The sequence below is a fragment of the Nocardia sp. NPDC051990 genome (assembly GCF_040680755.1).
Taxonomy (GTDB): domain Bacteria; phylum Actinomycetota; class Actinomycetes; order Mycobacteriales; family Mycobacteriaceae; genus Nocardia.
Window position 1 is genome coordinate 1 of sequence record NZ_JBFAXH010000018.1, and the last position, 20,774, is coordinate 20,774.

At 65.7% G+C, this 20,774-nt stretch carries 15 protein-coding genes; 9 read left to right on the forward strand and 6 right to left on the reverse strand.

Features of this window, described 5'->3' with window-relative positions; all coding sequences use genetic code 11:
- The first annotated feature begins 651 nt into the window (after window positions 1-651).
- From AB0L63_RS26050 to AB0L63_RS26060, 3 genes are all read left to right on the forward strand, one after another.
- Complete coding sequence (locus tag AB0L63_RS26050) at window positions 652-1,401, forward strand: rhomboid-like protein (RefSeq protein WP_364505622.1); 750 nt, start codon at window positions 652-654, stop codon at window positions 1,399-1,401.
- Between the two features lie 58 nt (window positions 1,402-1,459).
- A complete protein-coding gene (gene nucS / locus AB0L63_RS26055; RefSeq protein ID WP_364505624.1) occupies window positions 1,460-2,146 on the forward strand; it encodes an endonuclease NucS in 687 nt (228 codons plus the stop codon).
- Window positions 2,147-3,068: 922 nt separating this feature from the next.
- The gene (locus AB0L63_RS26060) at window positions 3,069-3,377 is read left to right on the forward strand and encodes an ATP/GTP-binding protein (RefSeq protein ID WP_364505626.1); all 309 of its coding nucleotides are present in this window, start codon (window positions 3,069-3,071) and stop codon (window positions 3,375-3,377) included.
- 982 nt (window positions 3,378-4,359) lie between these two features.
- On the opposite strand, the gene AB0L63_RS26065 is transcribed toward AB0L63_RS26060, so the two are convergent.
- Both AB0L63_RS26065 and mce read right to left on the reverse strand, forming a co-directional pair.
- Window positions 4,360-5,355 carry a hypothetical protein gene (locus tag AB0L63_RS26065; RefSeq protein WP_364505628.1) on the reverse strand — a complete coding sequence of 332 codons (996 nt, stop codon included), beginning with the start codon at window positions 5,353-5,355 and terminating at the stop codon, window positions 4,360-4,362.
- A gap of 86 nt (window positions 5,356-5,441) precedes the next feature.
- A complete protein-coding gene (mce, locus tag AB0L63_RS26070) occupies window positions 5,442-5,915 on the reverse strand; it encodes a methylmalonyl-CoA epimerase (protein ID WP_364505630.1) in 474 nt (157 codons plus the stop codon).
- A gap of 198 nt (window positions 5,916-6,113) precedes the next feature.
- Here mce and AB0L63_RS26075 point away from each other — a divergent pair, with 198 nt between their 5' ends.
- The 3 genes from AB0L63_RS26075 (at window position 6,114) to AB0L63_RS26085 (ending at window position 8,674) form a co-directional block, all read left to right on the forward strand.
- Window positions 6,114-7,292 carry an acetyl-CoA C-acetyltransferase gene (locus AB0L63_RS26075; protein ID WP_364505632.1) on the forward strand — a complete coding sequence of 393 codons (1,179 nt, stop codon included), beginning with the start codon at window positions 6,114-6,116 and terminating at the stop codon, window positions 7,290-7,292.
- 97 nt (window positions 7,293-7,389) lie between these two features.
- Window positions 7,390-7,767 carry a DUF3817 domain-containing protein gene (locus tag AB0L63_RS26080; RefSeq protein WP_364505634.1) on the forward strand — a complete coding sequence of 126 codons (378 nt, stop codon included), beginning with the start codon at window positions 7,390-7,392 and terminating at the stop codon, window positions 7,765-7,767.
- A 61-nt stretch (window positions 7,768-7,828) separates the two neighbouring features.
- On the forward strand, window positions 7,829-8,674 hold the full coding sequence (locus AB0L63_RS26085) for a tetratricopeptide repeat protein (protein WP_364505900.1): 846 nt from the start codon (window positions 7,829-7,831) through the stop codon (window positions 8,672-8,674).
- A 48-nt stretch (window positions 8,675-8,722) separates the two neighbouring features.
- Here AB0L63_RS26085 and glgB read toward each other — a convergent pair whose 3' ends face one another.
- Genes glgB through AB0L63_RS26100 form a run of 3 tightly spaced genes read right to left on the reverse strand, consistent with a single transcriptional unit; the run spans window position 8,723 to window position 13,592 of the window.
- On the reverse strand, window positions 8,723-10,879 hold the full coding sequence (glgB, locus tag AB0L63_RS26090) for a 1,4-alpha-glucan branching protein GlgB (protein WP_364505636.1): 2,157 nt from the start codon (window positions 10,877-10,879) through the stop codon (window positions 8,723-8,725).
- Complete coding sequence (locus AB0L63_RS26095) at window positions 10,876-12,879, reverse strand: alpha-1,4-glucan--maltose-1-phosphate maltosyltransferase (protein ID WP_364505638.1); 2,004 nt, start codon at window positions 12,877-12,879, stop codon at window positions 10,876-10,878. The genes glgB and AB0L63_RS26095 overlap by 4 nt, the downstream gene beginning before the upstream one ends.
- Window positions 12,880-12,917: 38 nt before the next feature.
- On the reverse strand, window positions 12,918-13,592 hold the full coding sequence (locus tag AB0L63_RS26100) for a LysE family translocator (RefSeq protein ID WP_364505640.1): 675 nt from the start codon (window positions 13,590-13,592) through the stop codon (window positions 12,918-12,920).
- Window positions 13,593-13,708: 116 nt separating this feature from the next.
- Here AB0L63_RS26100 and glgP point away from each other — a divergent pair, with 116 nt between their 5' ends.
- The 3 genes from glgP to AB0L63_RS26115 all read left to right on the forward strand — a co-directional run bounded on the left by glgP (window position 13,709) and on the right by AB0L63_RS26115 (window position 18,544).
- Complete coding sequence (glgP, locus tag AB0L63_RS26105; protein WP_364505642.1) at window positions 13,709-16,279, forward strand: alpha-glucan family phosphorylase; 2,571 nt, start codon at window positions 13,709-13,711, stop codon at window positions 16,277-16,279.
- Between the two features lie 245 nt (window positions 16,280-16,524).
- Window positions 16,525-17,886, forward strand: a complete 1,362-nt coding sequence (locus AB0L63_RS26110; protein ID WP_364505644.1) for an NCS2 family permease — start codon at window positions 16,525-16,527, stop codon at window positions 17,884-17,886.
- Window positions 17,887-17,998: 112 nt separating this feature from the next.
- Window positions 17,999-18,544, forward strand: a complete 546-nt coding sequence (locus AB0L63_RS26115) for a DoxX family protein (RefSeq protein ID WP_364505646.1) — start codon at window positions 17,999-18,001, stop codon at window positions 18,542-18,544.
- Window positions 18,545-18,683: 139 nt separating this feature from the next.
- Here AB0L63_RS26115 and AB0L63_RS26120 read toward each other — a convergent pair whose 3' ends face one another.
- Window positions 18,684-20,729: an ATP-dependent DNA helicase gene (locus AB0L63_RS26120; protein ID WP_364505648.1), complete on the reverse strand. Its 2,046-nt coding sequence runs from the start codon at window positions 20,727-20,729 to the stop codon at window positions 18,684-18,686.
- Window positions 20,730-20,774: the final 45 nt, after the last annotated feature.

Here is a 20,774-nt window from a genome sequence, read left to right on the forward strand (position 1 = left end):
CGATGGTACTGCACTCGACAGGGTGTGGGAGAGTAGGACACCGCCGGAACATCCTTGCGGAAGGCCCCCAACAACAGTTGGGGGCCTTTCTGCATATCCGATGCTGTCTATGTCGTGGACTGTGTGCAACCGACGGCGACCGAGAAGATTGTTGTCTCGGAGATCATCACTGATCGTCGTTTCAAGGTTGATCACACCAGCTATCACGTTTCGTGATTACTCAGGGCTCGCATGACGGTGATTACACCGTCTCGGACTCGTGCGCCGCGCCGAGTCTGGTTGCGGGCAACTAGACGAAGATCGCACTGGCTATGAATACGATCCGACGTGCACAGGGATGATGCGCGATTCGATCGGAAGCCACTGCGGGCAGCGGATGCGGTGGTGTGCATCACCGCAGCGCCCGATGACTATGTCGCTCAGATAAACTATGTGGGAGTCTCCTACTTCAACTTCGCCGATGAATCAGGAAGCGCTATATGCCGCTTTGTGCCGGCGAAGTGAGACCGAGAAATCGGCTACCCGTTGGGGTTGGACGTGGTTTCGGAGCAACCTCACAGGGAACTGTGACACTATGCGGCGCTCCGGCGTTCATGATGGAGAATGACAGAAGGTAGTAGTCAGCGTCGGCCAGCTCAATAGGACTGGTCGATGCGCATGGAGGTGTTGATGGTCGCAGCGACGACAACCGCCGACCGCGCGCCGGTCGATCCCCGCAGACCACTTCGCTCACGCTGGTGGCAGCTGAGGCTCCCGGCGACGTTCGGATATCTGGCGGCTCTTGTCGCTGTAACCGTGGTCTTCTCGGCGCTGAATGAGTCGGCGCAGGCGCGGATGGTGCTACATGCGAGCACGAATCTGCACAATCTGCTGAACGGCCGGGTGGGCACCGTGTTCTCGAGCGCACTGGTGATCGGCGATGTCAGTACCGCCTGGGTACTGATTCCGTTGCTCGGTTGCCTGCTGGCACTGGCCGAGCTGCGCTTCGGTGCGGTGCATATGGTGCGCGTATTCCTGGCCGGACATATCGGTGCCACGCTTCTTGTCGCGGCCGGCCTGTGGATCGCGATCGAGGCCGACTGGTTGCCCGCGAGCATCCGCTGGGCGCAGGACGTCGGCGTCAGCTACGGCGCCATGGCGCTGGTCGGGGCGATCGTGGTCGCCATTCCGCATCGCTGGCGAATCGCTTGGTCCACTGTATGGTTCATCGTCGCGGCCGAGGGCGTGTTGATCGAACAGACCTTCACCAATGTCGGTCACCTGCTGGCCTTCGGCATCGGAACGGCGGTCGGCTTCGGCATGCTGCGTGCGAAAGCGGCATCTACCCGCCGACTCACTCGGGTCGAATCCGGTCTGCTCGCCGTGAGCGCCTTCCTCGCGGCAATCGTGCTCATGGGCTGACAGCCGACGCGACAGGGGTGCCGCCGCGCAGGACCGGGCGCTCACCTACAGTGCTTGGGTGCGCCTAGTGATTGCTCGCTGTCAGGTCGACTATGTGGGGCGACTCACCGCCCATCTTGCGATGGCCCGCAGACTACTGCTCATCAAAGCGGACGGTTCGGTCCTCGTGCACTCCGATGGTGGCTCGTATAAGCCGCTGAACTGGATGAGTCCGCCGTGCTGGTTGGTGGAGCGCGACGGTGATGCAGTGCCCGAGGGCGCGAAGGCCTTCTGGGTGGTTACCAACAAGGCGGGTGAGGAACTGCGCATCACCATCGAGGACATCGAGCACGACTCCTCGCATGAGCTGGGCGTGGACCCCGGTCTGGTGAAAGACGGTGTGGAGGCCCATCTTCAGGAGCTGCTCGCCGAACACGTGCAGACCCTCGGCCCCGGCTACACACTGATCCGCCGCGAGTACATGACCGCCATCGGCCCGGTGGATCTGCTTTGCCGTGATGCCGACGGTGCCACCGTGGCCGTCGAGATCAAGCGCCGCGGCGAGATCGACGGCGTAGAACAGCTCACCCGCTACCTGGAACTCCTGAACCGCGACCCACTCCTCGCCCCAGTCGGCGGTGTCTTCGCCGCCCAACAGATCAAACCCCAAGCCCGCACTCTCGCCGAGGACCGCGGCATCCGCTGCCTAACCCTCGATTACGATGCCCTACGCGGCACCGAGACCAACGAATTCCGCCTCTTTTAGCTTTGTTGCCCCCTGTCTGCGGCGGCGGCACCCGAATTCGCCCACAGCGCATGAGCTTATCGGCCACGCATTACTTGGCCGATTGTCCAAGGGTTCGCCTACCGGCGCATAAGTTCGTGCGCGCACGACGCGCCGGCTACGGATGAGTTCACCGGTCGCGCGCGAACTCGCACGTGGCAGATGGGTTCGCGAGCTGCGTACAGGTTTGCCCGCTCCATATGACTCCGTTATGCATGGGATTGCGCGCCGCGCGTGAGTTCGTCCGCGTATGGGCCGTTCGTGTGCCGCGCGTGATTTGTCGGCTGCGGATGGGTTCGCCGCTCGCGGATGGTCTTGCGTTGCGGATGAGTTCATCGCCTGCTGCGCATGACTTCCGCGGCGCATGCTTCGCCGATCATGCATGGGCAGGTGCGCCGCATATGACTTGCCCGCGGCGCATGGATTTCGTGCGCTGCGCACGGGTTCGCTGGTTACGCATGGGCAGTTGCGTCGCGCATGGGTTGGCGCCGTGCATGTGTTTGTCCGCCGGGCATGGATTGTCGGCAATAACGTGCGTATGGGTTGACACGGCGCACACGGTTGCGTCGCGCATGGACTTGTTGAGCAATAACGTCCATGGCATGCGAAGTCATGCGTGGGAGATGATGGGCTGCGCCTGTGGTGGGCGTTGGGCTACGACTGGGCTTGGGGCAGGCCCAGACGGAAGCGGCGGACGGAATGCCAGTGGGACCGGTCGGGGTTGCCCCGTTGACCGCGTATTGGTTTGCCTGCTGCGCATGACTCTCCGCGGCGTGGGTTGGCATGGCGCACGTATTGGCGTGGCGCGCATGGATTTGTCGGGTAATGACGTGTGTGAAGTTGTGCGTGGGAGGGGATGGACTGCGCTTGTATGGGGCGTTGGGCCACGACCTAGGCTTGTGGCATGCCCCGACGGAAGCCGCGGACGGAACGCCAGGGGGGTCGCTCATGGGAGGGCGGTCCGGCGATCGGCGATGTCTTTGGTCGGCGGGAGGCTGGGCCGGACGGTGACGCCGTGTATGTGGTCCGGACCATTCCGGGGAGCCGGGCTACCAAAACCTATCGATGCCCGGGCTGCGATCACGAAATCCCGCCCGGGGTGGCCCATATCGTTGCCTGGGCGGTCGACGGGGGCGAAGACGACCGCAGACACTGGCACCGTGGGTGCTGGAATGGGCGCCGCACCCGGCGAATTACTCGCCGCTGGTCCTGAATACCTCTGCGTCCCAGAGCACTCTTACTGCACTTCCGCATCTCGCCAGTGCACACCCCGCATACATGCAGTACGGCTGCGAGAAACGGTGCGTCTGGAGACAGAAGGTGCAGAGGTGGTGCGTCCGCGGGTAGAAGTACGCCCGCGAGCAGGAGTTTTTGGATTTGCCCATGACTGTCGGTCTTCTCGTGGTCGGACTGCGGATTCAGTGATCGAGCCGGCCGAACCGACGGATAGCGACAATATCGCCAAGGTCTCGGGACGGTGGTCGATAACCATGCTGAGGACGACCTAGGCAGGTGTACGACCGCCTGCCCGAGGCTGGTCGGGTTCCCATCGCGGGACACCATCCGCATCACCTCGTGGCCGTCACCTCACCGCGGTGCACCGACACCGCTCGCCGGCCGACGTCTTCGATCGGCTCGTCGCCCCCTTGCCTCCGGCGACTACGACGGCGCGGCCGAACTGTTCCTCACCGAGCGATCTGCGCCTAGACGGCGCTCCTATCCGAACTGAGACGCAGATCGCACGGCACCCGGAAAGATGTTCACGATGCTGGGAAGCATCCGGGGTCATGGCGGGCGGGGATGTGACGATCTTTGAGTCGGCAGCTGTTGCCCGAGGGGGATGACTTCGGCGTATACCGGTTGCGGGGTCTCTGGATTCCCTTGGGGCTCAGTATCGCAGGGCAGGGCAGGGCGGTGCTGTGGGTTCACATAAGAAGCCTGAACGGCGAGCTCGTTTGCGGGGCAGTCGAGAAGATACTGCGGGCGGTGGATTTTCTTGGGGCTGCGAGCCTCTGGAAAGGGCGAGGGCGAATGATCCAGGGGCGCTGCGTGTCCCAGGGTGGGGGAAGCCGGTGCTGCGCGCAGAAGCGATGTCTGATCGGTCCGGACATCAAGAAGGCCGCCCCAGGTGTGGGGCGGCCTTTGGTGTGCATTCGGTTGGGGTGTTGCGTTTGTCGCCGCTCAGCCCGCCGTCGTCAGTTGGCGATTTCGGCGTTCTCACGCTCGTCGATGTCGTCTTCCTCGGCCGAGACCTCAGGGATGGCCTTGGTGCGCGAACCGGTGACCGACTTGGTGCCGCCGCCGATGGACTTGCGCTGATCCGGAACTCCGTCCAGCAGTTCGCTTTCCCGGTTGACCGCCGCGAGCATGGCGGGCACCGAATCGAGCTGGCCGCGGATACCGAGCAGCTGGGCGAGCACCCGGCCGCGCAGCACGCGCATCTCCTCGGCGAGTTCCTTGGCGTGCGCGATCTTGCGCTCGGAGGTCTGGGTGGCGGAGGTGATGAGGCGGTTGGACTCGTCGGTCGCGTCCTTGATCCGCTGAGCGGCCTCGGCGCGGCTGGTGGCCTCGAGCTCCTCCATGGCGCGGGTGAGCTTCGTGCGACGTTCCGCCATGGTGGCCTCGAAGTCCTGCTGGGTCGCCTTGCGCTTGGCATCGGCTTCCTTGCCGAGGCGGTCGGCCTCGGCCTGAGCGGCCTCGATGATCTTGGCGGACTCGGTACGCGCATTCGCGAGGGTCTGCTCGAATTCGATCTCGAGCGCCTCGCGCTTCTCCTTGGTCTCGGCGAGCAGCGATTCGTACTTACCACGCATTTCGGTGGCCTGCTGCTCGGCGATCGACACCATTTCCGCCGCCTCGGCCTGCGCGAGCGCGCGGACCTCGGATGCCTCGTCGGAAGCCAGCCGCAGCATCCGGGAGATGCGGTCGGACATGCCTTCCGCTGTGGTCGGTGGAACCGAAAGGCGATCGACTTCCTTGCGGAGTTCGTCGATCTCGTCCCGCGCGTCCTCCAGTTGGCTGGCAAGGTTACGGGCTTGTGCCGCAGCGGCATCCCGGTCTGTGGCGGTGACTCTCAGTTCGGCATCGAAACGGTCGAAGTAGTTGCGTACCTCGTCTTGCGCATAACCCTTGCGCACAACGGTGAAGGGCAGTGCAACGAAGCGATTGCGATCGGACTCAGGTGACGACATGGCACACAAACTACAGCCTATGTGCACCGCGTGGTGACTCGACCGCGAATGTGATCGCGACGAGTTTTTCAGGCCCGATCTCGATACTAGTGCGTAACATTCGCGTTTGGCTCGACCAACTCGATCAGCACACCTCCAGCATCCTTCGGGTGAATGAAATTGATGCGGGAATCTGCGGTTCCGTGACGCGGGGCGTCGTACAGCAAACGCAGACCTCGATCACGAAGATACACGGAGACAGCCTCGATGTCGGTGACGCGATAGGCGAGTTGCTGCAAGCCCGGCCCGCTGCGGTCGATGAACTTGGCAATGGTGGACTCCGCGTCGAGGGGCGCCAGCAACTGCAGGGCAGTCGCGCCGTCGGGCGCGCCGGGCAACGACAGCATCGCCTCGTGCACACCTTGGGCCTCATTGACCTCGCGGTGGGTCTCGATCATGCCGAGATTGTCGGCATACCAAGCAATTGCGGCATCCAGGTCGGGTACGGCGATGCCCACGTGGTCGACGGCGATGACGTAGTCGCCGGGGATGAAATTCGACGGGTCGATAACGTTGCTCACCACTCGAACGTAGCGCCTGATCCGACACCGTCGGCCGGAAGGCCGTCATTGGTCCCTTGCGGTTGGCCGAGCGTAGGTGAGAGCACCGCGTACCTGGTAAGGGGCATTCGAGTTGGACAAGCTACCGTTGAGTACAGAGGTTGACGTCGCGAGTGCTCGGTGCGCGACGCTGTTCGATCAATGAATGCGAGGCTCGTCGTGACCACAACCGTGATCGTCTCCGGTGCACGTACCCCGGTCGGTCGGCTGCTCGGGGGTCTGAAGGACTTCACCGGTTCCGACCTGGGCGGTTTCGCCATCAAGGCGGCGCTGGAGAAGGGTGGCGTCGCGCCGGAACAGGTCGACTACGTGATCATGGGCCAGGTACTCACCGCCGGTGCGGGCCAGATCCCGGCCCGGCAGGCGGCTGTGGCCGCGGGCATCCCGATGGATGTGCCCGCCTTGACGGTGAACAAGGTGTGCCTGTCCGGTATCAACGCGATCGCGCTCGCGGATCAGCTGATCCGCGCGGGCGAGTACGAGATCGTCGTCGCGGGCGGTCAGGAATCCATGAGCCAGGCCCCGCATCTGCTCGAAAAGAGCAGGGAGGGTTACAAATACGGCGATGTGACGCTGCGCGACAGCATGGCCTACGACGGTCTGCACGACATCTTCACCGACCAGCCGATGGGGGCGCTGACCGAACAGCGCAACGACACCGAGCCGGTCAGCCGGGAGGATCAGGACGCGTTCGCGGCGGCCTCGCATCAGCGTTCGGCGGCGGCGTGGAAGAACGGCGTCTTCGATGACGAGGTGGTCCCGGTCTCGGTGCCGCAGCGCAAGGGCGATCCGATCGTGGTGAGCACCGACGAGGGCATTCGTGCGGACACCACCGTCGACTCGCTGGCCAAGCTGCGCCCGGCCTTCCGCAAGGACGGCGCCATCACCGCGGGCACCGCCTCGCAGATCTCCGATGGCGCTGCCGCGGTGGTCGTGATGAGCAAGGCGAAGGCGCAGGCGCTCGGTCTGAGCTGGATTGCCGAGATCGGCGCCGCGGGCGTGGTGGCGGGACCGGATTCGACGCTGCAGGATCAGCCAGCCAATGCGATCGCCAAGGCCTGTGCGCGCGAAGGCATTTCGCCCGCCGAGCTGGATCTGGTGGAGATCAACGAGGCGTTCGCGGCGGTCGGTATCGCCTCCACCCGCAAGTTGGGCATCGATCCGGAGAAGGTGAACGTCAACGGTGGCGCGATCGCCATCGGGCACCCGCTCGGCATGTCAGGTGCGCGCATCCTGCTGCATCTGGCGCTGGAGCTGAAGCGGCGCGGCGGCGGCATCGGCGCAGCCGCGCTCTGCGGTGGCGGCGGTCAGGGCGACGCTCTGATCATCAAGGTGTAGTTCTCGTCCTCGCCGACCCGGCGTATACCGGGTCGGCGGACGTGCCGGGCCGAGGTGTGACCGGTTCAACTACACCCCGTCGTAGCGGTCCGGCACAATGGTGGCCATGGGCAATTTCTTCGACTTGAGCACCGTGGCCAAGCGATTCCGCTTAATCGCCGTGCTGGAGGCGATCTCCTGGGTCTTCCTGATCGTCGGCATGGTGTTCAAGCGCCTCCCCGAACCTGTCCTGTGGCCGGTCAAGGTATTCGGGATGACGCACGGCATCATCTTCATCCTGTTCGTCCTCACCGCGATCCTCGCGGCCCGCGAGCTGGCCTGGAACACCAAGACCACCGTGCTCGCGTTGCTGTCCGCCATTCCCCCGTTTTTCACCGTGCTCTTCGAGGTGTGGGCGGTGCGCGCGGGCAAGCTCGGTGAGCTGAGCGATGTCGGTTCCGTCGACTCCGGAGCCCCGGCGTCGGTCACGCCGTGACAAACTGGAGACCGTGACTCGACCTGCTGCCCGCCGCCCTTCGCCAGCCGTCGCCGCCGCCATGTCCGGTGCGGTGGATTTGTCCAGCCTGAAGCAGCCCCCGGCCGGTGCGTCGGGTGCGGGAGGCGGCGACTACGCCGTCTCCGAGGCGGATTTCGAAACGAAGGTGTTGCGCCGGTCCACCCAGGTGCCGGTGGTCGTCGTGCTGTATTCGCAGCGCAGTCCGGGCAGCGTCGAACTGGTTCGGACGCTGGAGCGGCTCGTGCAAGAAGGTGCGGGCGCGTGGGATCTGGCCACGGTCGAGGCCGAGGCCAATATGCGGATCGCGCAGGCCTTCGGTGTGAAGGGCATTCCGACGGTGATCGCGGTGGCTGGTGGTCGACCGCTCGCGGATTTCGAGGGCGCTCAGCCGGAGCCGCAGGTGCGGCAGTGGTTGAGCGCGGTAGTCGAGGCGGTCGGCGGCCAGCTCGAGGGCGGTGAACAGCCGCAGGCCACGGAGGACCCGCGTTTCACCGCCGCGGAGGCGGCGCTGGAGCGTGGTGACATGGCCGGTGCCGAAGCGGCCTATGAGGCCGTCATCGCCGCGGAGCCGGGCAATGAGGAGGCGAAGAGCGCGCTGCGTCAGCTGCGCTTCCTGTCCCGTGCTCAGGCCATTTCGGACTCCGCGATCGCCACCGCCGATGCCGATCCGGCCAATGTCGACGCCGCCCTGGACGCCGCCGATGTGGAAATGCTGAGCCAGCGACCGGAGGCCTCGTTCGACCGGTTGATCGCCGTGATCAAGAAGACCGCGGGCGATGATCGCACCAAGGCGCGCACCCGGCTGCTCGAACTCTTCGAATTGTTCGATCCGGCAGAGCCTTTCGTGGTTGCTGCCCGCCGCAAGCTCGCCGCCGCGCTGTACTGATCCGGCCGCCGGGGGCAGGTCGATCGCCGGGAGCTACCCGCCTGCGACTTATGACTCCGGCGCGAGCCAGATCGCGGTATTCGGCGCCAGCGCCACGGTGGCCGAAGCCGGTCGGCCGTGCCACGGGTCGTCGGTCGCCTTGACGCCGCCCAGGTTTCCGATACCGGAGCCGCCGTATTCGACCGCGTCGGTATTGAGGATTTCACGCCAGGTGCCCGCACTCGGCAGACCGACGCGGTATTCGCCGTGCACCGAGCCGGAGAAATTGAAGATGCAAGCGATCACCGAACCGTCGGAGCCGTAGCGCAGGAAGGCGATCACATTGTTTTCGCGATCGTCGGCCTGGACCCAGGAGTAGCCGCCCGGACTGGTGTCCTGGCTCCACAGTGCGGGATGGGCGCGATAGACCGCGTTCAGATCCCGGACGGCGGCCGTAATGCCCTGGTGCAGTGGGTTCTCCAGTTCGTGCCAGTCCAGGCCGCGGTCGTGCGACCATTCTCGGAACTGGCCGAAATCCTGGCCCATGAACAGCAATTGCTTACCGGGATGTGACCACATGTAGGACAGCAGTGCGCGCACGCCGGCCGCCCTGGCGAACTCGTCGCCGGGCATTCTGGTCCAGAGGGTACCCTTGCCGTGCACGACCTCGTCATGGCTGATGGGCAGCACGTAGTTCTCGCTCCACGCGTACACCAGCGAGAAGGTGATCTCATTGTGGTGCCAGGAGCGGTGGATCGGATCGCGCCCCAGGTAGCCGAGGGTGTCGTGCATCCAGCCCATATTCCACTTCATGGTGAAGCCGAGACCGCCGACGTCGGCGCCGCGGGTGACACCGGGCCAGGTGGTGGATTCCTCGGCGATGGTGACGACGCCAGGATGGTGGCGATGCACGGTTTCGTTGAGGTCCTGGAGGAAGTCGACGGCCTCCAGGTTCTCCCGGCCGCCGTGCACATTGGGTTCCCATTCGCCTTCGGCCCGTGAGTAATCCAGGTACAGCATGGAGGCGACCGCGTCGACGCGCAGTCCGTCGACATGGAATTCCTCGATCCAGTACCGCGCATTGGCGACCAGGAAGTTGCGCACCTCATTGCGGCCGAAGTCGAAAATATAGGTGCCCCAGTCGAGTTGCTCGCCGCGGCGCGGGTCGGCGTGCTCGTAGAGCGCGGTGCCGTCGAAGCGTGCCAGCGCCCACTCGTCGCGGGGGAAGTGCGCGGGCACCCAGTCGAGCAGTACGCCGATACCCGCGGCGTGCATGCGGTCGACGAAAGCACGAAAATCGTCGGGTGCGCCGAAGCGGGCGGTGGGTGCGTAATACGACGTGACCTGGTAGCCCCAGGACCCGCCGAACGGGTGCTCGGCGATCGGCAGCAGTTCGACATGGGTGAATCCGGCCGCGCGCACGTAATCGGCAAGCTGATCGGCCAATTCGCGGTAGCCGAGGCCGGCGCGCCAGGAACCCAAGTGCACTTCGTAGATGCTCATCGGGGCGCGGGTCGGGTCGGTGTGTTCGCGGGCGGCGAGCCAATCACCGTCGGACCACACATAATTGCTCTCGGTGACCACCGATGCCGTCGCCGGCGGAAGCTCCGCTGCGAAGGCCAGCGGATCCGCATGATCCACGGTGCGGCCGTCCGCACCGTGCACCCGGAACTTGTACTTGGCGCCGACGCCGACCCCGGGTACGAAGACCTCCCAGACCCCGGAGGAGCCGAGCGAACGCATCGGTGCGGTGTGCCCGCTCCACCCGTCGAAATCCCCGATCACGGTGACACCCCGGGCATTCGGTGCCCAGACGGCGAACGAGGTGCCGTCGACCGCGCCGTCGAGGGTGGTGTAGTTGCGCGGGTGCGCGCCGAGCACCTGCCACAGGTGTTCGTGGCGGCCCTCGCCGATGAGATGCAGGTCCAACTCACCGACGGTGGGCAGAAAATGGTAGCCGTCCGCGCTGATGGTCGTCTGCCCGCCTTGGTAATCGGTGACGATGCGGTAATCCATCAGGTCCGGATGTGGTAGGACACCGGCGAAGATGCCGTGCCCCAACGACTTCAGCGGATGGTCGACGCCGCCGACACGGGCGAACACCGTATCGGCGTGCGGGCGCAGCACCCGGACGATCGTGCCATCGGGATGCGGGTGCGCGCCGAGCACCGTGTGCGGATCGGTATGGGTGCCCGCCGCGAGCAACATCAGATCGCGGCGTTTCATCGAAATGTATTCCGGAAGGCCAATTCCGCGCGCGCCTGCGGCGATACCGCGGGCAGTGTGAGGATGTGGGCGACCGCGTGGGCCGGATCCAGCCGCACGTAATTGGTCTGCGCCCAGTGGTATTCCTCGCCGCTGACCTCGTCGAATACCACCGGATGGTCGTGCCATTCGCGGCCGATGGCGGGCAGGTCGAGCGAGATCATGCCCCATTCGGCCGCATAGGGATTCAGATTCACGATGACCAGCACCGCGTCACCGCTGACCGGATCGATCTTCGAATAGGCCAGCAGCGCGTCGTTGTCGACATGATGGAAGTGGATGCAGCGCAACTGCTGCAGTGCCGGATGCGCGCGGCGGATCTCGTTGAGCCGAGTGATCCACGGCTCCAATGATTCGCCGCGTGCGAGTGCCTCCGCGAACGGGCGCGGGCGTAGCTCGTACTTCTCCGAATCCAGGTATTCCTCGCTGCCCGGACGCACCGCCTGATGTTCGAAGAGTTCGAAACCGGAGTAGACGCCCCAGGTCGGGGCCATGGTCGCGGCCAGCACTGCGCGGATGGCGAACATGCCGGGCCCGCCGTGCTGCAGGCTCTCGTGCAGGATATCGGGGGTGTTGACGAACAGGTTCGGTCTGGCCTCGTCGGCCTTGGCGGCGAGTTCATCGGCGAATTCGGTCAGCTCCCATTTGGCGACGCGCCAGGTGAAATACGTATAGGACTGGCTGAATCCGCGGCGTGCCAGACCGTAGAGCCGGGCCGGTCGGGTGAACGCCTCGGACAGGAAGATCACCTCGGGATGGGTGCGCCGGACGGTCGCGATCAGCCATTCCCAGAAGTCGGCGGGTTTGGTATGCGGGTTGTCGACGCGGAAGATCTTGACGCCCAGGCCGATCCAGTGCCGGATGACGCGCAGCACCTCCGCGTACAGCCCGTCCGGATCGTTGTCGAAGTTGACCGGGTAGATGTCCTGATACTTCTTCGGTGGATTCTCGGCATAGGCGATGGTGCCGTCCGGGAGCGTTGTGAACCACTCCGGGTGGGCAGCGACCCACGGATGATCCGGTGCGCACTGCAGCGCCAGGTCGAGTGCGACCTCGAGACCGAGCTCGGTTGCGGTGGCGACGAATTCGGCGAAGTCGGCGGTGGTGCCGAGCTCGGGATGGATCGCGTCGTGTCCGCCCTCCTTCGATCCGATCGCCCACGGGGAGCCGACATCACCGGGTTCCGCGGCGAGTGCGTTATTGCGACCCTTGCGGTTGACCGCACCGATCGGGTGGATCGGCGGCAGGTAGACCACATCGAAGCCCATGTCCGCGATCCGCGGCAATTCCTTTGCGGCAGTGGCGAAATTACCGTGGATCGGGTTGCCCGCGGCATCACGGCCGCCGGTCGAGCGCGGGAAGAATTCGTACCACGAGCCGTACAGTGCCCGTCGACGTTCCACCAGCACCGAATGCTGTGGACCGCGAGTGACCATGTCCCGCAACGGCGTATCGCGCAAGATTTCGGCGACCTCCGCGCTGAAGGCGGGGGCGACCCGGGCGGGCAGCTGTTCGTCGGCGCGCAATGCCGTCGCGGCGGCACGCAAGCGTTCGAACTGCTTTTTGGGCACCGCCTGCGCGGCCCGTTCGAACAGCCGGGCGCCGAGTTCGAGGTCGTTGGCGAGGTCGGTGGCGCTCTGTCCGACGGCCAGCTTGGCCTCTACCGCTGCCCGCCAGGTGACGATCGGATCGCTCCAGCCCTCGATGCGGTAGTTCCACGCACCGGGCACGTTGGGTACGAAGGTGGCGTTGAAGACATCCGGCTCGTAGTCCGGTGTCATGCGAATGCGGGTAATCCGCGACGAGCCGGGGCCGCGCACCGCGAGGGTGGCGGAGACGGCCTCGTGCCCCTCGCGCCAGACCACGGTGCGCACCGGAAAGACCTCGCCGACCACGGCCTTGGCCGAGCGTCCGCCGGGTATCGCAGGGGCGGTGTCATCGATGGCGATGCGGCCGGTCACGTCGACCAACCTACCGGGTGCGGGGCTATTGGACGGGATCAGCGTGCGTCGGCCGCCAGACCGAGACCCAGTGTGACCAAGATCGCGCCGAGCGCGCGCTCCACCCGCTGGCGGATTCCGGTTCGTCGCAGCCAGGTTCCCGCGCGGTCCGCTGCCAGCACGATGCCGATGCACCAGGCGGTATCGATGACCAGCTGGATACCCGCCAGGATCAGCACGGTCGGCAGCACCGGACCGCTCGACGGCAGGAACTGCGGCAGGATCGTCAGGCCGAAGACGGCCGCCTTCGGATTCGCCGCGATCGAGATCAGCGAGGCACGGAAGGCCGCAGCGGGCGTGCGTCCGGTGGGCAGCAGCTTCGTCGCCTGGGGATGGCAGCCGGCGGGGCGGGTAAGCGCTGTGCTGCCGAATTCGTCGTCACGGCGGGCACCGCGCCAGGCCTGCACGCCGAGCCAGATCAATACCAACGCCCCGAGGACGTGTACGACGGTATTCATGAACCGGTTCGCGACCAGGAGCACCGAGAGACCGGCGCCACCGGCGAGCGTCCAGCCGAACACCCCGATCTCGTTCCCGGCCACCGCCGCCAGCCCGGCCGCGCGGCCGTCGCGCACCGAGCGCTGGAGGAACAGCGCTGTCGCCGGTCCGGGTAGGGCGGCCAGAATGAGGCAGGCCAGCAGGAACTGGGGGAGCACATCGATCCAGTGCGGCATCAGCCAATATTCGCACCTGCGGGAGTTGGCCGCGAGCTGTTATTGCCGCGGACATCATCAGGTGACCTGGGGCGCTTGGGCGACTTGGGTGGGTCGCATTCGGTAGGGTTCGGCAGGTGAAGGCACTTCGTCGTTTCACCGTCCGTGCCCATCTGCCCGAGCGTTTGGCGGCGCTGGGCGAACTTTCCACGAATCTGCGCTGGTCGTGGCATTGGGCAACCCAGGATCTGTTCGAGGAGCTCGATCCCGAGCTGTGGCGCGAACTCGGCCACGATCCGGTGCGGATACTGGGTGAGGTGCCCGCGGCGCGGCTGGACGAGCTCGCGGCCGATGCGGACTATGTCGGGCGAGTGGATGCCGCGGCCGCGGATCTGCGCGACTATCTGACCCGGCCGGGTTGGTTCCAGCGGCAGACCGACGAGCCGGTGCGCGGCATTGCCTACTTCTCGATGGAGTTCGGCGTCACCGAGGTCCTTCCGAACTATTCCGGCGGCCTCGGGATTCTCGCCGGTGATCATCTGAAATCCGCATCGGATCTGGGACTGCCGCTGATCGGCGTCGGATTGCTCTACCGCTCCGGCTATTTCCGGCAGTCGCTGACCGCGGACGGTTGGCAGTCCGAGCACTATCCGGCGCTGGATCCGCAGGGGCTGCCGTTGCGGCTGCTGACCACCGAGGGCTCGCCGGTGTTGATCCATGTCGCCATGCCCGATCAGCGGGTGCTGCGGGCGCGGGTGTGGATCGCGCAGGTCGGGCGGGTGCCGTTGCTGCTGCTGGATTCCGATATCGCCGAGAACGATCCGGAACTGCGCGCTGTCACCGACCGGCTCTACGGCGGTGATCAGGACCATCGGATCAAACAGGAGATTCTGGCTGGTATCGGCGGAGTGCGGGCGGTGCGTGCCTATACGCGAGCCGCCGGACTGCCGGATCCCGATGTGTTCCATATGAACGAGGGCCACGCCGGATTCCTCGGCGTCGAGCGGATCCGTGAATTCGTTTCGACCGGACTTGATTTCGATACCGCACTCACCGCAGTGCGGGCCGCGACCGTATTCACCACGCATACGCCGGTGCCAGCGGGTATCGACCGGTTCCCGATGCCGTTGGTGCGCAGGTATTTCGGCGGCGGGCACGGCGAATCCGAATCCGCGATGCTGCCGGGGCTTGCCGCGGACCGGATCATTGCGCTGGGCCGCGAAGCCGATCCGTCGGTATTCAATATGGCGCACATGGGGCTGCGACTCGCGCAGCGCGCCAATGGTGTTTCCAAACTGCACGGCGAGGTGAGTCGCGCCATGTTCGCGCCGCTGTGGCCGGGCTTCGACGCGACCGAGGTGCCGATCGGTTCGGTCACCAATGGTGTGCACGCGCCCACCTGGGCCGCGCGCGAATGGTTCGACAAGGCACGCGAATACATCGGTCCCGAGCTGGTCGAGGAGGCGCGTGGCTGGGAGAAGCTGCGCGATTTCGACCTGGGTGAATTGTGGTCGACCCGGAATACCTTGCGCGCCACCCTCGTTGCCGAGGTGCGTCGCCGGGTGCGCGCGTCCTGGTTGGAGCGCGGCGCGGCTTCGGCGGAATTGGGTTGGGTCGATAACGTTTTCGATCCCAATGTGCTGACCGTCGGGTTCGCGCGGCGCGTGCCGACCTACAAGCGGCTGACGCTGATGCTGCGCGATCCGCAGCGCTTGCGTGCGCTGCTGCTGAATCCCGAGCGGCCGATGCAACTGGTCGTCGCGGGGAAGAGCCACCCCGCCGACGATGGCGGCAAGGCGTTGATCCAGCAGGTCGTGCGGTTCGCCGATGATCCGGAAGTGCGTCACCGCATCGTCTTCCTGCCCGACTACGACATGTCCATGGCCCGCCACCTGTACTGGGGTTGCGATGTCTGGTTGAACAATCCGCTGCGTCCGCTGGAGGCCTGTGGCACCTCCGGTATGAAGTCCGCTCTCAACGGCGGGCTCAACCTCTCCATCCGCGACGGCTGGTGGGATGAGATGTACGACGGCGAAAACGGTTGGGCCATACCGACCGCCGACGGTGTCGCCAATGAACACCGCCGCGACGACCTCGAGGCCGCAGCCCTCTACGACCTGTTCGAACGCACCGTCGCACCGCGCTTCTACGATCGCGACGGCTCCGATATGCCGGTGCGCTGGGTCGAGATGGTGCGTCACACCCTGCAAACACTCGGCCCGAAGGTGCTGGCCTCCCGCATGGTTCGCGACTACGCCGTCGAGTACTACGCCCCCGCCGCCTCCGCCGGTCGACGCGCGAGTGCCGACGAATTCGCCGGTGCCCAAGTGGTTTCGGAGTACCGCCGCCGAGTCGAGGCCGCCTGGCCCTCGGTCAAGATCATCCAGGTCGACAGCGCGGGCCTGCCCGATACCCCGATCATCGGCGCCGAACTCTCCCTCGCCGCCCGCATCGACCTCGGCGACCTCACCCCCGCCGACGTCACCGTGCAGGCGGTACTCGGCCGAGTCTCGCCGACCGACGACCTCTCCGACACCACCGCGTTCCCGATGGCGCACACGGGATCGGAATCCGGTGTAGACGTTTTCACCGTCGAAACCCCGGTCCCCCTGTCCGGCGCCGTCGGCTACACCGTCCGCGTCCTGCCCCACAACGAACTACTCGCGTCCGACGCCGAACTCGGCCTGGTCATAGCCCCGAGAGCCTGACGGGGTTTTGTCGGAGTTCTTGGCGAGGTGGGGTCCAGGGCAATGGCCGGTATGGAAGCCGAGGCCGGAGTATGCGGCGTGGGGCGGCGGCGAGACCTTGACCTCAACGAGGCACCGGATGGGATAGGTGGGCCAGAAGTTGATCGTGGCCTTGGTGCCCGGTTGATGGGTCGGGTTCTCGCAGGCAGTGAATCGTCGGCTACCGTGCCCTGGCAGCCTGTACTTGTTTTCGACTGGAGAGCCCCATGGTCACCGACGTTCTGACGCGAGCCCGAGGACGTCTCGACGCGTACTTCGACATCAGTTCGAACGGCTCGACCATGAAGCGCGAGCTGATGGCCGGAACGATCACATTCCTCGCCATGTCCTATGTGCTCGCCGTGAATCCGTCGGTGCTGGGCGACGAGGGCGCGCTCGGCGCCAAGGGCATTCCCATGCAGGCGGTCTTCACCGCGACGGCCGTCGCCGCCGTCGTCGGCACGCTGGTCATGGGGGTGTGGGCCAAATATCCGATCGCGCTCGCGCCGGGTATGGGCCTCAATGCCTTCTTCGCCTATTCGGTGGTGCTCGGGATGGGGATCCCGTGGCAGGTCGCGCTGTCGGGCACCTTTCTGTCCGGGGCGATCTTCTTCGTCCTCGCGATCACCAAGGTGCGCGAACGCATCCTCAATGCGATTCCGATGCAGATGAAGCTGGCCGTCGGCGCGGGCATCGGCATGTTCGTGGCATTTCTCGGTCTGAAGAACGCGGGCATCGTGGTCAATAGCGACGCCACGCTCGTCACCCTCGGTGACTTCACCAAGGGCACCACACTGCTGGCCCTGTTCGGGCTCGTGATGACCGTGGTGTTCCTGGTAATCCGCTGGCACGGCGCGGTGCTCTACGGCATCGCGCTCACGACTGTCGTTGGCGTCATCAGCGGTCTGGTCGATCTGCCCAAGGGCGTCGTCGCGATGCCGAGGGGGCTCGAGGACACCTTCGGTCAGGCGATCATCCATCTGCCCGATGCGTTCACCGGCCAAATGGCCGTCGTCGTGCTCACGATGCTGTTCGTCGACTTCTTCGACTGCTCCGGCACCCTGATCGGTGTCGCCAACCAGGCTGGACTACTCGACAAGAATGGTGAACTGCCGCGTGCGGCCAGCGCGCTGGCCGCGGACTCGGTGGGCACCATGGCGGGCGCGGTCATCGGCACCTCGACCACCACCGCCTACGTCGAATCGACGGCAGGTGTCTCAGCGGGCGGACGGACCGGCATGACCGCCGTGACCACAGCGGGTTGGTTCCTTATTGCCATGTTCTGCTACCCGATCTTCGCGGTGGTCGCGGGTTCGGCCGCCATCACCGCACCCGCGCTGATCGTGGTCGGCGTGCTCATGGCCCGCGCGCTCGGCGAGATCGATTGGAATCGGCTGGAATACTCGATTCCGGCCTTCATCACCGTCATCATGATGCCGCTGACCTACTCGATCGCGAACGGGCTGGCGATGGGCATGCTGTTCTATCCGATCGTGATGGTCGCGAAGGGGCGCGTCAAAGAGGTGCATCCGGCGATGTGGGCGCTCATGGTGATGTTCCTCGGATACTTCTTCTTCCTCGCCGAATAAGCCTCGCCTATCGCGCGATCGCGCTGCACTGTGGGATAATCGGACCGCAGTCCGATTCATTGCCGAGGCTAAACAGTCATTGTTCCCAACCGATGCACGGATGAGGACCAGCATGACCACCAACGGCGCACCCGAGCACACCAACGATCCGAAGACCGCGACTCTCGACAACTTCGCCGCCGATATCGGCCTCCTGCTGCTGCGCGTCGTCTTCGGCAGTCTGCTCGCGGCGCACGGCACCCAGAAGCTGTTCGGCTGGTTCGGCGGCAAGGGTTGGCGCGCCAACGCCGCCGCCTTCGACTCCATGGGCTACAACCCCGGCAAACTGTTCGGCACCCTCGCCGGACTGTGCGAACTCACCGGCGGTCTCCTGCTTGTCCTCGGTCTGCTGACGCCACTGGCCTCGGCCATCGTGCTCGGCACCATGATCAATGCGATCAACGCCACCTGGAGTGGCGGCCTGATGACCGGTAAGGGCTATGAAACGCCCTTGCTGTTCGCCACAGTCGGCGCGGTTGTCGCATTCACCGGCCCCGGTCGGTTCTCGCTGGACTACGGACGTCCGTGGGCGCGCCAGGGTGTCGTCATCGGAGTGGCGGCCGTGCTGCTCGCGGCCGTCGCCGCGGTCGTCACACTGATCCTGAAATGGACGCTCTGACCCATCGGGATAGCTCGTTTGTTCGGTCATCGCGCTTGTTTGTCACAGCGGCGTTCGATGCGTCGTCATCATGCTGGACCGATCGTCGGTCCATTGTCGAGTAGAGGACAGCTGTGACCATTGCGATATGTGAGTGGAGTCATACCGCGGCTGCGGTCAGGCGGCGCAGTGCCTTCGCGACCACCTCCGGGTCGGAGGTCTCCCAATACGGCGGAAGCGAGGCACGTAGATAGCCGCCGTAACGGGCCGTAACCAGACGCGAGTCGAGAATCGCGACGACACCGCGGTCATCGACGCTGCGGAGCAGCCGGCCGGTTCCCTGCGCGAGGAGTAGTGCGGCGTGGTTGGCCGCCACCGTCATGAACCCGTTGCCGCCGCGGGACTCCACCGCGCGTTGTCGCGCCGTCAGCAGCGGATCGTCCGGGCGGGGGAACGGAATCCGGTCCAGGATAACCAGACTCAGTGACGGGCCGGGCACATCGACGCCCTGCCACAGCGACAGCGTGCCGAACAGGGAGGTCTCGGGGTCGTCGGCGAACTGGCGCACCAGTGCGCCGGTCGCGTCGTCCCCTTGGCATAAAACGGGCGTATTCAGCCGCTCGCGCAGTGCCTCGGTGGCCGCGCGCGCGGCGCGCATCGAGGAGAACAGCCCAAGTGTGCGCCCGCCCGCGGCACTGATCAGCCGCTCGATTTCGTCGAGATAGGCCGGTGCCAGACCGTCGCGGCCGGGCGCGGGCAGATGCTTGGCGACATACAGGATGCCGGATTTGGCGTGGTCGAACGGCGAGCCGACATCGAGCGAACTCCAGCGCATGGTATCCGCGTCCGCGGGCGCCTCGGCGCCGTTGGCGGTCGCGGTATCGCTGCGGTTGGCCGATTGTGCGGGCAGGCCCCAGGTGATCGCGAGTCCGTCGAAGGAGCCGCCGATCTGCAGGGTGGCCGAGGTCAGCACGACAGTGGCGGTGCCGAAAAGTCTGCTGCGCAGTAGCCCGCCCACCGACAGCGGCGCCATCCGCAGCGTGCGTCGGGTGACGCCGCGGATCTCGTCGGCGGCGAGCCAGATGACATCCTGGCGCGTGGCCGGATCGGGTTCGTCGAAGGCGGTCAAAGCGCGCACCGCGCTGTCGTGCACCTCATCGATGGCGGCCAGCGCCTGGGTGCGTGCGGCGGCGCTTTCCGGATCGCCCTGTGCGGTGGTGCCGCCCGTCGGCGCGAGCGCGGTGCGAGCATTCCAGGCGGCATCACGGACCAGCGCGAGCACCGGTGCGATGCCAGCGGGCAGTGCGTCCCAGCGGGCGGCGGGCAGGTCATCGAGCACCGTGTGCCAGGCCTCGGCGGCCTCCTCCAGCCGGTCGACTTCCTGCTGGTCGATGAGTTTGGCGCAGCGCCGGGCTGCGGTGCTGATCGCCGTTGGGGCCAGTTCAGCGGTGGCGATGCCGGTGACCCGGTCGACAAGCTCGTGTGCCTCGTCGATGACGACCACATCGTGTTCGGGCAGCACCTGGATGCCGCTGATCGCATCAATGGCGAGCAGGGCGTGATTGGTCACCACCACGTCGGCCTGCGCCGATTCCGTCCTGGCTCGTTCGGCGAAGCAGTCCTGGCCGAACGGGCAGCGCGACTTGCCGAGGCATTCCCGCGAGGACACGCTGACCTGGCGCCAGGCCCGATCGGTGACGCCGGGGGCAAGCTCGTCCCGATCGCCGGTTTCGGTATTCGAGGCCCATTCATTGAGCCGCTGCACCTCCCGGCCCAACCGTGAGATGGCGAATGCGTCGAAGAGCTCCGCCTCCGCAGGCTCGTCCGGAATTGCGCTATTGATCTTGTTCAGGCACAGATAGTTATTGCGCCCCTTGAGGATCGCGAATTTCGCCTCCCGCCCTAGTGGCTTGCTCAGGGCCTCGGCCAATCGCGGCAGATCCCGGTCGACGAGCTGACGCTGCAGCGCGATCGTCGCGGTCGACACCACCACGGTCCGACCGGTGCGCACCGCGTGCCGCAGACTCGGCACCAGATACGCCAGCGACTTTCCGGTCCCGGTGCCCGCCTGCACCGCGAGGTGCTCCTTGGTATCGATGGCGTGATCCACCGCCGCGGCCATCTTCACCTGCCCGACGCGCTCCTTCCCGCCGAGCGCGCGCACAGCGGTGGCCAAAAGCTCGGGAAGGGGCGGCAGTTCGGGCACGCGACGAGCCTACTGGTTCGCACCGACACAGATCACCGCCCGATC